The sequence below is a fragment of the Mesorhizobium sp. M0030 genome (genome assembly GCF_040323695.1).
GTDB lineage: Bacteria > Pseudomonadota > Alphaproteobacteria > Rhizobiales > Rhizobiaceae > Mesorhizobium.
Genome location: NZ_JAMYVE010000001.1, coordinates 615,040 through 627,162 on the forward strand (window position 1 = coordinate 615,040; position 12,123 = coordinate 627,162).

The window sequence follows — 12,123 nt, forward strand, 5'->3', positions numbered from 1 at the left end:
CGTCAGGCCGGCCTCAAGCCGACTTGAAGCGCGCCATCAGCTCGGCGCGGCCGGGATCGGTCAGCGTCGCCGCCGCACCGAATTCCAGCGGTGTCAACAGGTCGGCCGCCGGATAGAGGATCGGATTGTCCAGCACTTCCTTGGGCAGCAGCTTGTTGACGCGTGCGTCGGTCGACGGCGCGCCGTTGGCCAGATGCTCCTTCACCGCGACCTCAGGGGTCATCAGATAGTTGAGCAAGGCATAGCCGGCCGGCTTGTTCGGCGCGTCCTTCGGGATGGCGTAGAAATCGGTCCAGATTTCGCCGCCCTCCTTGCCCAGCACATAGGCGATCTCCGGGATATCGCGATGCAGCTGTGCGCCGTCATTCGTCCAGCACATGGTCATCCAGGCGTCGCCCGCCCGCATGCCCGGCTGGTAGTCGGACGAGACCGCGAACAGATGCGGCTTGACCTTGAGCAGCAGCTCCTCGGCCTTGGCGAGTTCGTCCTGCTTCAGCGAGTTGAAGGAATAGCCGTGATATTTCAGCGCGTTGCCGATTGTGGTCAGCTGGTAGTCGTGGACCATGGTGCGGCCATCGCCCTCGGCCATGGCGACGTCCCAGAATTCCTTCCAGCTGGTCATCGGCTTGGCCAGCTTCTTGGTGTTGACGGCAAAGCCCGTGGTGCCCCAGTTCTTCGGCACCGCGTAGGTCGTGCCGTCGATCGTGCCTTCCGAGGTGAAGCGCGGGTCCTCCTGGGAGCTGTCGAAATTCGGCAGCTTGGCCATGTCGAGCGGATCGATGATGCCGAGTTTCTTGTAGGTCGAGATCGTGTAGTTGGTCGGCACGAACAGGCTCCAGCCCGAGGCGCCGGCCTGCAGCTTGGCCAGCATCTCCTCATTGGAGCCGAACACGTTGACCTCGACGGCGACGCCGGTGTCCTTCTTGAAATTCTCGAAGGTCTGCGGGTCGTGATAGTTCGGCCAGGTGGCGATCGACATGCGGTCGCCGAGGTTTTCGGCGGCGAAGGCCGGCGTCGGCATGATGCCGAGCTCGCGCGCCATCACCGCGGTTGCGATGCCAAGGCCGGTGAGGCGGAGGAAGTCGCGGCGGCCGATCGAGCCGCGCTTCAGGCGCATCAGCTGGTCGACGAAGTTCTCAGGGCTAATCGGCAGTCCGTCACGATATGATTTCGACATTTTTTGCTACCCTCTGGTTGGTCCCGTTGTTCTTGGTCTCCGGAAACGCCAGCGGCGTCCCGGAGGCAAAGCCGATGGCGACGGGTTCACCCGGCTTGAAGAGGTTGCCATGGCCGATCACATGGTCGGCCTTGGCCAGCAGCGTTCCGATGCCCTGCACCTCGATGGCGTATTCCGCCGTCGAGCCCAAGAAGATCCGGTTGCGCACGATGCCCTTGAAAGGGCTGCCTTTGGTGGCGCCGAGGCTTAGCGATTCAGGACGCAGGCTGACAGAAACGGTCTCGCCCTGCTGCAAGGCGGTTCGTTTGCGCGCGGCAATGACGGTTCCGTCCGCCAGCGCCACATTGACAAGATCGCCTGTATGCCCGGCAACCTTGCCGCTCAACAGATTGGTCTTTCCGACGAAGTCGGCGACGAACAGGTCGGCCGGCTCGTCATAGATCTCGCTCGGCTGGCCGAGCTGTACGATGCGGCCGCCATTCATGACGCAGACGAAGTCGCTCATCGACAGCGCTTCCTCCTGGTCGTGGGTGACCAGCACGAAGGTGATGCCGATCTCGCGCTGCAGGTTCTGCAACTCGATCTGCATATCGGTGCGCAGTTTCTTGTCGAGCGCCGCCAGCGGCTCGTCGAGCAACAGCACCGCCGGCTTGTTGACCAGTGCGCGCGCCAGCGCGACGCGCTGCTGCTGGCCGCCGGAGAGTTCGTGGATCTTGCGGCGGCCATAGCCGGCGAGCCGCACCATTTCGAGCGCCTCGCCGGCGCGCCGGCCGATTTCCTGCGACGACAGGCGTGGCTGTGCCTGGCGCAGCCCGTAGGACACATTGGCTTCCACATCGAGGTGCGGAAACAGCGCGTATTGCTGGAACACCATGTTGACCGGCCGACGATAGGGTGGCGTTCCGGCCATGTCCCGGCCACGGATGAACACCTGGCCTTCGCTCGGCTGCTCGAAGCCGCCGATCATGCGCAGGCATGTGGTCTTGCCGCAGCCGGACGGTCCGAGAAGGGCGACAAAGGCGGAGGGCGGCACAGCCAGATCGATGCCGCTGACAGCGGTCACGGCGCCATAGCGCTTGGTGACGCCGCGAAACTCGATGTCGGGCACTGCGGTCAAAGTGCTGGCTCCAGCAACAGGGCTATTTCAGGACGCTACCAGAGCCAATGGCGGCTAGTATATACCTCGCTGGTGGTATATCTGATCTATTTTCTCGTTTAAGGGGGTATATTTTGAGCGCATCTCGCAGCGACGAATACAGCCGGCTCGCTGCCCTTGTCGCGGCAACGCGAGAGACCAGCGGCGACCTGTTCGGCCAGGCTATGGTCGATTGGTTGAGGCAGCATGTCAGCTTCGACCACTGCGTGATCTTCGGCTATCGCGGCGCTTCGCGGCCGCCGTTGCTGTTCGAAACCTTCTCGCCTGACGAGAGCCATGTCTTCGTCACGCTTTATCAGGAAGGGCCTTACCTGCTCGACCCGTTTCATCACGCGGCGGTGGAGCGCAAGGAGGGGTTCTGGCGCATGCGCGAACTGGCGCCCGACCGCTTCTATGCCAGCGAGTATTTTCGCACCTACTACAGTCAGACAAGGCTCGCCGAGGAGGTCGGCTTCTTCGTGCCATTGCCCGGCAAGGATGCGCTGGTGCTGTCGCTGATGCGATTGCAGGCCTCCGGCCCCTTCGGCACCGCCGATGCCAGGCTGCTGCGCGACATGGCGCCGGCGGTCATCAACTTCGCCCGGTTGCGCTGGCCCGCACTTGCGGCCGAGGAGCAGGACGAAGCGGAGCAGGGCGAGACGATCGCCGCCGTCAACGAGTTCGACCGCGCCCACATTTGGGAAAGCCTGTCGCTGACCCCGCGCGAAAAGCATGTCGTCGATCTGGTGCTGCAGGGGCATTCCACCGAGTCGATCGCGAGAGCCATGCGCATCGTGCCGGGAACGGTGAAGGTTCATCGCCGCAACATCCATCGCAAACTCGGCGTCAAATCCCAAGCCGGGCTGTTCGCCCGCTTCATCGAGATCATCGAGAGCCGGCGTTGAAATCGCTGAGGCAGACATCGTTCACTTGCGGGCAACAGACTGCTACGGATTACCCGAAACCAGTCGCTTCCTCATACGCCCCGGAGAGCAGACGATGGCATTCAGGCGCAGAAAGAACACGGCCGCGATCCCTCGCACGGTGCCGGCTTTCGAGCACATCGTCACCGAGGCGAGCGACAGTTTCCTGTGGCGGCTCGACGACTATCCCTGGGAGCGCAATGTCTGGAATTTTCATCCGGAATACGAGATCCATCTCCTGAGGAAGTCTTCCGGGGTCGCGCTGGTCGGCGATCACATCGGCGAATTCGGGCCGGGCTACCTGAGCATCGTCGGCGGCGGGCTGCCGCATGACTGGGTGACATCGGTGCAACCCGGCGAGCTGATCGAAGGACGCGACATCGTGCTGCAATTCGATCCGCAGCGGCTGCGCGGCTCGGCGGGACTGCTGCCGGAGCTGCGCGAACTAGAACCGTTCCTGGAGCGATCGCTGCGCGGCATCGTCTTCCATGGCCGCGCCGCGCTCGACGGCGCTGCGCTGATGGAAAGGATGGGCACCGTGCACGGGCTCGCCCGGTTTTGCCTCTTCCTCGAACTGGTCGATCTGCTGGCCAGGACAGACGAATACGAGCTTTTGTCCTCGCCGGATTTCTCACCCGCGCTCGACGCAACCTCGCTGGACATCATCCAGCGCACGCTGACCTATCTCTTCCAGCACTTCGCCGAGGACCTGAAGCTGCCGGAGGCGGCGGAGCTGGCGGGGATGAGCGAAAGCACGTTTTCGCGCTTCTTCCAGAAAAACACCGGCAACAGTTTCAGCGACCACATCGCCAAGCTCCGGCTCTGGCAAGCCTGCAAGCTGCTGGCGGACACCGATATTCCGATCACCGACATCTGCTTCCAGGTCGGCTACATGAACATCTCCAACTTCAACCGCGCCTTCCTGCGCAAGCACCGGATGACGCCGTCATCCTACCGCAAGCTGTCGAAGCAGCGGATGACGATGCGCGCCTGAAAACCGGCCTTCCTCACTCCATCGGTACTCATGTGACAGAGGCCGTGCAGGCGGGCCGAATTTTGCAGCGCACAATGCATAAAAGTACAGGTCTGCTGCAGCGGGGCTTCTAGCGCGGCCTTTAGCAACTCCTCATTTTGGCGATGGGTGGCTTGTCGCTCGGGCGATGGCGAGGATCGCGCAACCGAAGACTTCCGCTTCCTGCGACTGTTCCTGGAGGAGAAAACCAATGAAACCAATTCGGCTCGCTGCGAGCATAAGCGCAGCTTTCATGCTTACCACGACCCTCTCGACCATGGCGCTGGCGGCGCCGGTCTGCTCGGCGCCGGTCAAGGTGCTGGCGCAACCGCGTGACGGGCTGACGCTGCTGGAAGCGTCCAAGGACGAGTTCCAGAAACTGGCCGGCGCCAGCTTCCAGATCGACTATCTCAACGAGAACGACCGCCGGGCAAAGTCGCGCGCCGATGCGTCCACGGTCGGCAACTACAACGTCTACTATGTCGACGAAGCCAATGTCGCGCTGTTCGCCTCGTCGAAATGGATCGTGCCGCTCACCGACTATTACCCGGCTGACTACGACTACGCCGATTTCGACCCGGGCCGGCAGAAGGTCGCCACCTATGACGGCAAGGTGTGGTTCGCGCCGCTGACCGGCGGCGGCGACCTGATGGTCTACCGCAAGGACATTCTGGAAGCCGCCGGCATCCAGCCGCCGAAGACGCTGGACGAGTTGATCGCCGACGTGCCGAAGCTGACCGATCCCGACAAGGGCATGTACGGCATCGCGCTGCGCGGCGCGCGTGGCTCGGGCGCCAATGTCTGGCGCTGGATGCCGTTCTTCAAGGCCTATGGCGGAAAATGGTTCGACGGTGACAAGCCGGCTTTCAACTCCGAGGCCGCGGTCAAAGCGACCGAGACCTATCTTAAACTGTTCAAGGATTCAGCGCCCGGCACGCAGACCGGCAGCTGGGATGAATCGACCGGCGCCTTCCTGTCGGGCCAGGTTGCCATCTTGGTCGAATCGACGCCGCTGTCGGGCATGGCGGTCGACCCGAAGACCTCGCAAGTGGTCGGCAAGATCGGCTTCCTGCCGCCGCCCTCGCCACTGACCGGCGGCGGCTACGGCCACGGCCTCGCCATCGCCGCCAAGGCCAATGCCGATGACGCCGCGAAGCAATGCGCCGGCCTGTTCATCGCCTGGGCGACGTCGAAGGAGAACGAGAAGCGCCGGCTCGACGCGCACCAATTCGGCGAGCTCAACCGCACCAGCGTGCTGTCCAGCAAGGAGTTCGCCGACATCTATGGCGCCGATCTCGGCCAGGCGCTTGCCGATACCGGCAAGGTGACGGCGGTGAACTTCTGGCAGGATCCGCGCTGGCCGGATCTCGGCGACCGCTGGGGCATCATCCTGGAAGAGCTGGTCACCGGCACGCGCACCGACGTCAAGGGCGGCCTCGACGAACTCGAGGCCTACGCCAACGAGCTGGTGAAGAAGAAGTAATCCTCCCGCCCGCGGCGCGCGGTCCACGGCATTCGACCGGATGCCGGGACCTGTGCGCCGCGGGTTCTCCCCAAAAAGGCACAGCCCGAGGATAGGCAATGCGCCGACGCTCTTCCCTGCCCGTGACGTTTCTGGTTCCGACGCTCGCCATTCTTCTGGTGCTGTCGATGGTGCCGACGCTGTACGCCATCGTCATTGCGCTGCAGAACCGCGAGCTGAGCTCGTCGAACTATTCCTGGGTCTGGCTGTCGAACTTCATCGACCTGTTCGCCGACCGGCGTTTCCTCAACGCGGTCTGGGTTTCGGTGAAGTGGGAAATCGTCACCGTGGTGGCGACGATGATGGTGGCGATCGGGCTCGGCGTGCTGATGTTCGAAGTAGCGTCGCCGCGGCTGCGCAACATCTACTGCCTGCTGTTCATCATCCCGGTGCTGTTGCCGCGTGTCTCGGCGGCCTTCGTGTGGAAGTTTGCCTATCATCCGCTCTACGGCATCGCCACCTATCCCTACAGGCTGATCACCGGCGGGTTGATCTTCGACCCGCTGTCGAAGCCGTCGACGGCCCTGTTTGCCGTCGCCTCGGTCGATGTCTGGCAGTGGGGACTGTTCTTCGCGGTCATCGTGCTGAAGCTTCTGGAGACCTTGCCGCCGCAGCCGATCGAAGCGGCGCGGCTCGACCACGCCAAACGCTGGCAGATCCATGCCTATGTGACCTTGCCTATGCTGAAGGCGCCGCTGATCAGCCTGATGTTCGTCAAGATGATCGAATCGCTGCGCTCCTTCGACCTGATTTATGTGATGACGCGCGGCGGGCCGGGCGTGGCGACCGAGACGCTCGACATGTACGCCTTCTCGCAAGGCTTCATCGAATCCGGCAAGGTGTCCTATGCCTCGGCCATGGCGGTGCTGATGATGATCGCGACTGTCATCACCTTCACCATGCTGTGGAAGCGGGTGCAGGCATGAGGCCGTATCGCATGAGACCGGGCCGCCTCATCGGCAAGATCATCCTGGCCTTCGCCGGCTTCATGGCGGTGTTTCCGCTCGCCTGGACGGCGGTCAATTCGCTGAAGAGCAATGTCGACATCATCACCCGCGTGCCGCGCCTGGTGTTTACCCCGACCTTCGACAATATCAGCTACATCATCGGCCGCGACAGCGTAATGACCGGTCTCTTTAACTCGGTCATTTCCTGCGGCGTCGCCGTGCTGATCGGCGTCATGCTCGGCCTTCCGGCAGCCTATGCGGTGGCGCGCTATCCCAATCGCTTCGCTGGCGACATCCAGTTCTTCGTGTTGTCGCTGCGCTTCCTGCCCCCGGTGGCAGTCGCCATTCCGCTGATGGTGATCTGGCTGCAGATCGGGCTCTACGACACCTTGCCGGCGCTGATCGTCACCTATTCGCTGCTCACCATCTCGGTGATCATGTGGCTCGCCATTCCCGCCTTCCAGGCCGTGCCGAAGGAAATCGAGGAAGCCGCTTTCGTCGACGGCTACGGCGCTTACTCGGTGTTCTGGCGCATTGCGCTGCCGGTAGCGGCGCGCTCGCTGATCGGCGCCGTCGCCTTCAGCTTCGTGCTGGTGTGGAACGAATTCCTGATCGCGCTGATGCTGTCCAGTTCCAACGCCAAGACATTGCCGATCGTCGCTTCCGAACTTTCACAGCAAGGCATGAACGTGCCGTGGGGAATCCTCAACGCCTCGGTCGTGCTGTTGTCGCTACCGCCGCTGCTGTTCCTCGGCGTGCTCAGCGGCTTCCTGAATTCCGTTTTCCGGCAAAAAAAGACTTGATGCGAGGACTTACCTATGCGGGCACTGGTGCTTGAGAAAAAAGGCGAACTGTCGCTGCGCGAGATCGCGCTGCCGCTCGACGTCGGACCGGGCGATGTCAAGATCGCCATCCACACGGTCGGCGTCTGCGGCAGCGACGTGCACTATTACACCCATGGCGCCATCGGCAGCTATGTCGTGCGGGCCCCGATGGTGCTCGGCCACGAAGCCGCGGGAACGATCGTCGAGATCGGCGCCAATGTCGGCACGCTGAAGGTCGGCGACCGCGTCTGCATGGAGCCGGGCGTGCCGAACCTGTCGTCGCGCGCGACCAGGCTCGGCATCTACAATGTCGACCCTGACGTCTCCTTCTGGGCGACGCCGCCTGTTCATGGCGTGCTGGCGCCCTATGCCGTACACCCGGCCGCCTTCACCTACAGACTGCCGGACAATGTCACCTTCGCCGAAGGCGCGATGGTCGAACCCTTTGCCATCGGCATGCAGGCGGCGAGCCGCGCCCGCATCGTGCCTGGCGACGTCGCCGTCGTCGTCGGCTGCGGCCCGATCGGCATCATGATCGCGCTGGCGGCGCTGGCCGGCGGCTGCTCGAAGGTGCTGATCTCCGATTTTTCCGCACCCAAGCTCAAGATTGCCGCGCAATATCCCGGCATCGTGCCGGTCAATATAGGTGAGCAATCGCTGGTCGACGCAGTCTCCGCCGCGACCGACAATTGGGGCGCGGATATCGTGTTCGAGGCGAGCGGCAGCCCGAAGGCATTCGCCGACCTGTTCGATGTCGCGCGGCCGGGCGGCGCGGTGGTGCTGGTCGGACTGCCGGTCGAACCGGTCAGCCTCAACGTTCCGGCGGCGATCTCCAAGGAAGTGCGCATCGAGACGGTGTTCCGTTACGCCAACATCTTCGACCGCGCGCTGCAGCTGATCGCCTCGGGGAAGGTCGACCTCAAGCCGCTGATCACCGGCACTTATGATTTCTCGGACAGCATCGAGGCCTTCGAGCGGGCGGCGCAAGGCAAGCCGCAAGACGTCAAGCTGCAAATCCTTCTTACCGGCGAGAAGGGCTGACCATGTCCGCGATCGTTTGCTCCCATGTCGACAAGGCTTACGGCGCCACCACCGTCATCCGCGACCTCAATCTCTCGATCGAGGAGCACGAATTCGTCGTATTCCTCGGCCCGTCCGGCTGCGGCAAGTCGACCTTGCTCAGGATGCTGGCCGGACTGGAGGATATCAGCGGCGGGGAAGTGTCGATCGGCGGCAAAGTGGTCAACGATCTCGAGCCCGGCGAGCGCGGCATTGCCATGGTTTTCCAGAACTATGCGCTCTACCCGCATATGACGATCTTCGACAATATCGCCTTTGGGCTCAAGCGACAGAAAGTGCCCCCGGCCGAGATCCGGAAGCGGGTCGAGGCGGTGGCAACGACGCTCGGCCTCGAACCTTACCTCGCCCGCAAGCCGACCGAACTTTCCGGCGGCCAGCAGCAGCGCGTGGCGATTGCGCGCGCCATGATCAAGACGCCGAAAGTGTTCCTGTTCGACGAGCCGCTGTCCAATCTCGATGCCAAGCTGCGCAACCACATGCGGGTCGAGATCGCCCGGCTGCATCAGTCGCTGAAGACCACCACCGTCTATGTCACCCACGATCAGTTGGAAGCGATGACGCTGGCCGACCGGATCGTGCTGCTCAGGGATGGCGTTATCGAACAGATCGGCTCGCCTGCGGAGATCTATCGCCAGCCGGGCAATCTGTTCGTCGCCGGCTTCATCGGTACGCCGAACATGAATTTCATCGACGTGGCCGTCGGGCGGAAGGACGAACGCTGGACGCTGACAGGCGGCGGCTCGACCTTCTCCATAGAAGGCTCGGGCTTCGATCTGCGCGGCGTCCAGCGCGCCGTGCTTGGAATCCGACCGCCGGACCTGAAGACCGCCGGCGCTCAGAGCATCAATCTTCTGCAAGGCACCGCCGACCTCATCGAGTTCCATGGCAATGACGCGCTGGTGACGTTCGCCTGCGGCGGCAAGGAGGTCGGTGCGTTGGTATCAACCCGCGAATGCCCGGCGTTGCGCGCGCCTGTGCGCTACACATTCGAGGAGGAGAGCGTGCATCTGTTCGACGCGGCAACGGGCGCATCCTTGCGCAGGCGAGAGGAGGCCTAGATTTGGTACGCAATTCCGGACGGAAAACCGTTTCAGACTTTTCCTGGAATTGCTCTAGCTGATGGCGTCGAGCTCCTGCCGCTGGCGGTGCATTTCGAGGAAGATCCTGTAGTCGCGGTCGAAGCGGCCTGACGCGGCCGGGTTCGAGGTGCGCGCCCTGCCGCCTTGCTGCATGGCGACGCAAGCGGCATTCAGGTCCGGGAACAGACCGGCCGCGGTGGCGGCGACCATGCCGGTGCCGAGCAGAACGGCTTCGTCGGCCAGCGGCTCGATCACCGCGCAGCCGGTGGCGTCGGCATAAAGCTCCATCAGCAACGGGTTCTTGGTGTGGCCGCCGGTGACATGCAGCGTGTCGATGAGATAGCCGTTCTCGTTCAGCGCCTCCAGCACATGGCGCACGCCGAGTGCGATGCCGACGGCGGTGCGCCAATAGAGCTTGCACAGGCTGTCGAAGGAGGAATCCAGCGTCAGCCCGCTGACCACGCCGACGGCATGCGGGTCGGCAAGCGGCGAGCGGTTGCCGTGGAAATCCGGCAGCACATGCAACCTCGCCGCCAGCTTGTCGCCTTCAGTGCTGCGCAGTTCAGCGACGCGCCTGGCGATCTTGGCATGCATGGCCGCATCCGGCTCGCCGCCGGCGCCATGCCAGCGGATGATGTGGTCGAGCAAAGCCCCGGTAGCCGACTGGCCGCCTTCCGACAGCCAGAGCTTTGGCAGTGCGGCGCCATAGTATGGACCCCAGACGCCGGCGAAAGGCTGCGGATCGGGCGACATGGCCATGACGCAGGACGAGGTGCCGGCGATCAATGCCAGATGGCGGCCGATATTCTGCTCGTCGCCAGCAAAGCCGCCGAGCACGCCAAGCGCGCCGGCATAGGCATCGATGACGCCGGCGCCGACCCGACAGTTTTCGCTCAAGCCCAACTCCGCCGCCGCTTCAGGGGTGAGCGTGCCGATGTCTGCGCCGACAGCACTTGCCTTCTCCGGCAGGCTGCCGTGTTCGAACAGATCGCCAAGCCCGACCCTGTCGAAGAAGTCACGGCGCCAGCCGGTTTCCTCATGCGCCAGATAGGTCCATTTGGCGGTCAGCGTGCATTGCGAGCGCGCCAGCGACCCGGTCGCCTTCCAGGTCAGGAAATCGGTGAGGTCGAATAGGTAGCCGGCTTCATGCCAAGTTCCCGGCAGATTGCGCTTCAGCCACATCAGCTTCGGCGTCGCCATTTCCGGCGACATGACGCCACCGATATAGTCGAGTACGGCGTGGCCGCTATCGGTGCATTCATCTGCCTCGGCGATGGCGCGATGGTCGAGCCAGACGATGGTGTCCCAGCGCCGTTCGCCCGTCACCGAGACGCTGAGCTGGCCGGCATTCCTGTCCAGCACCACCAGCGAGCAGGTGGCGTCGAACGACATGCCGACAATATCGTCGGCTGACACACCGGCCTTTTCGCGCGCGGCACGCACCGCGATGCAGACCGCCGACCAGATATCCTGCGAATTGTGCTCGGCGTGATCGACCTTCGGCTGGTTCATGACGATCGGATGCTCGGCGCGGCCGAGCAAGGTGCCTGACGTATCGAGAATGCCCGCGCGGGCGCTCCCGGTGCCGACATCGACCGCGCAAACGAAGCTCTTCGTCAAGATGCTTTTACTCTCGCTCCCTAGAGCCGTATGATTTCAGGTCTGTTCGACCTGAAATCTGAATCCGTCTCTAAATCAAAGAAGTAGAGCATGATGTCGTCCGAAAACCGCTTCACACTTTTCGGCATCATGCTCTAGCCTGCAATCAGATCGGGCAATTGCAGCATGTCCGCGAATATAAAGTCCGGTTCACTCGACGCAAGCCGCGCTTTCAAGGCCGGGTTGCCGGCGTGCGAACCGCCGGTGAAAGCAAAGACGCGCATGCCGGCCGCACGCGCCGCCGCGATGCCGGCAGGGCTGTCCTCGATTACGATGCAATTACCGGGATGCGCGCCCATGGCGGCGGCGGCATGGAGAAAAAGATCCGGCGCCGGCTTGCCGCGCGCGACCATGGCGGCACTGAACAGATGCGGCTCGAGCAGGCCGAGCAGACCGGTGACGTCGAGCGCGTAGCGTATCCGGTCGAGCGTGCCGGAGGACGCGACGCAGCAGGGCACGCCCAGCCTCGGCAGGATGTCGCTGATGCCGGGAATCGGCTTCAGCTCCTCGCGGAATTTGCGCATCAGTTCGACGCGCATGTCGGTCAGATGCACGTCGGTGATGTCGATGGTGAAATCGCGAAGAAGTATCTCGCGCACGCTCTTCATGCTCTTGCCTAAGAAATGCTCGTAGGCGGTATCTTCGCTGACCGAGCCCCCGGCGGCAGAGATCATGCCGAGCAGAGCCGAAACCGACAGCGCCTCGCTGTCGACCAGCACGCCGTCACAGTCGAAGATGACCAGTTCGGGCGTCATTGCGGCTGGC

The 12,123-nt window shown here is 63.3% G+C and carries 11 protein-coding genes; 7 read left to right on the forward strand and 4 right to left on the reverse strand.

What is annotated here, in order from left to right; all coding sequences use genetic code 11:
• Positions 1–13: 13 nt before the first annotated feature.
• Both NKJ80_RS02835 and NKJ80_RS02840 read right to left on the reverse strand, forming a co-directional pair.
• Positions 14–1,177: an ABC transporter substrate-binding protein gene (locus NKJ80_RS02835; RefSeq protein ID WP_023711362.1), complete on the reverse strand. Its 1,164-nt coding sequence runs from the start codon at positions 1,175–1,177 to the stop codon at positions 14–16.
• Positions 1,158–2,294, reverse strand: a complete 1,137-nt coding sequence (locus NKJ80_RS02840) for an ABC transporter ATP-binding protein (RefSeq protein WP_023745860.1) — start codon at positions 2,292–2,294, stop codon at positions 1,158–1,160. The genes NKJ80_RS02835 and NKJ80_RS02840 overlap by 20 nt, the downstream gene beginning before the upstream one ends.
• Before the next feature lie 113 nt (positions 2,295–2,407).
• On the opposite strand from NKJ80_RS02840, the gene NKJ80_RS02845 reads away from it, so the two are divergent.
• The 7 genes from NKJ80_RS02845 to NKJ80_RS02875 all read left to right on the forward strand — a co-directional run bounded on the left by NKJ80_RS02845 (position 2,408) and on the right by NKJ80_RS02875 (position 9,678).
• Positions 2,408–3,217, forward strand: coding sequence for a helix-turn-helix transcriptional regulator (locus NKJ80_RS02845; protein ID WP_023745861.1), 810 nt, complete (start codon positions 2,408–2,410; stop codon positions 3,215–3,217).
• Positions 3,218–3,311: 94 nt separating this feature from the next.
• Positions 3,312–4,229, forward strand: coding sequence for an AraC family transcriptional regulator (locus NKJ80_RS02850; RefSeq protein WP_023671262.1), 918 nt, complete (start codon positions 3,312–3,314; stop codon positions 4,227–4,229).
• A gap of 229 nt (positions 4,230–4,458) precedes the next feature.
• A complete protein-coding gene (locus tag NKJ80_RS02855; RefSeq protein WP_023693095.1) occupies positions 4,459–5,730 on the forward strand; it encodes an ABC transporter substrate-binding protein in 1,272 nt (423 codons plus the stop codon).
• Positions 5,731–5,828: 98 nt separating this feature from the next.
• A complete protein-coding gene (locus tag NKJ80_RS02860) occupies positions 5,829–6,695 on the forward strand; it encodes a carbohydrate ABC transporter permease (protein WP_023729771.1) in 867 nt (288 codons plus the stop codon).
• Between the two features lie 11 nt (positions 6,696–6,706).
• Positions 6,707–7,519 (forward strand): carbohydrate ABC transporter permease, encoded by an 813-nt coding sequence (locus NKJ80_RS02865; protein WP_023729772.1) that lies wholly within the window; start codon positions 6,707–6,709, stop codon positions 7,517–7,519.
• A 15-nt stretch (positions 7,520–7,534) separates the two neighbouring features.
• Entirely contained in the window at positions 7,535–8,581 is a 1,047-nt protein-coding gene (locus NKJ80_RS02870) for an NAD(P)-dependent alcohol dehydrogenase (protein WP_023729773.1), read from the forward strand.
• A 2-nt stretch (positions 8,582–8,583) separates the two neighbouring features.
• Positions 8,584–9,678 carry an ABC transporter ATP-binding protein gene (locus tag NKJ80_RS02875; protein ID WP_352497009.1) on the forward strand — a complete coding sequence of 365 codons (1,095 nt, stop codon included), beginning with the start codon at positions 8,584–8,586 and terminating at the stop codon, positions 9,676–9,678.
• A gap of 54 nt (positions 9,679–9,732) precedes the next feature.
• On the opposite strand, the gene NKJ80_RS02880 is transcribed toward NKJ80_RS02875, so the two are convergent.
• Together NKJ80_RS02880 and NKJ80_RS02885 are read right to left on the reverse strand one after the other, a co-directional pair.
• Complete coding sequence (locus NKJ80_RS02880; protein ID WP_352497010.1) at positions 9,733–11,319, reverse strand: FGGY-family carbohydrate kinase; 1,587 nt, start codon at positions 11,317–11,319, stop codon at positions 9,733–9,735.
• A 134-nt stretch (positions 11,320–11,453) separates the two neighbouring features.
• Complete coding sequence (locus tag NKJ80_RS02885; RefSeq protein ID WP_023729776.1) at positions 11,454–12,113, reverse strand: HAD family hydrolase; 660 nt, start codon at positions 12,111–12,113, stop codon at positions 11,454–11,456.
• Positions 12,114–12,123: the final 10 nt, after the last annotated feature.

Coding starts and splice junctions, on each gene's coding strand:
- NKJ80_RS02865 (WP_023729772.1), top strand. CDS start 6,707: ATGAGACCGGGCCGCCTCATCGGCAAGATCATCCTGGCCTTCGCCGGC.
- NKJ80_RS02835 (WP_023711362.1), bottom strand. CDS start 1,177: ATGTCGAAATCATATCGTGACGGACTGCCGATTAGCCCTGAGAACTTC.
- NKJ80_RS02885 (WP_023729776.1), bottom strand. CDS start 12,113: ATGACGCCCGAACTGGTCATCTTCGACTGTGACGGCGTGCTGGTCGAC.
- NKJ80_RS02850 (WP_023671262.1), top strand. CDS start 3,312: ATGGCATTCAGGCGCAGAAAGAACACGGCCGCGATCCCTCGCACGGTG.
- NKJ80_RS02870 (WP_023729773.1), top strand. CDS start 7,535: ATGCGGGCACTGGTGCTTGAGAAAAAAGGCGAACTGTCGCTGCGCGAG.
- NKJ80_RS02860 (WP_023729771.1), top strand. CDS start 5,829: ATGCGCCGACGCTCTTCCCTGCCCGTGACGTTTCTGGTTCCGACGCTC.
- NKJ80_RS02875 (WP_352497009.1), top strand. CDS start 8,584: ATGTCCGCGATCGTTTGCTCCCATGTCGACAAGGCTTACGGCGCCACC.
- NKJ80_RS02855 (WP_023693095.1), top strand. CDS start 4,459: ATGAAACCAATTCGGCTCGCTGCGAGCATAAGCGCAGCTTTCATGCTT.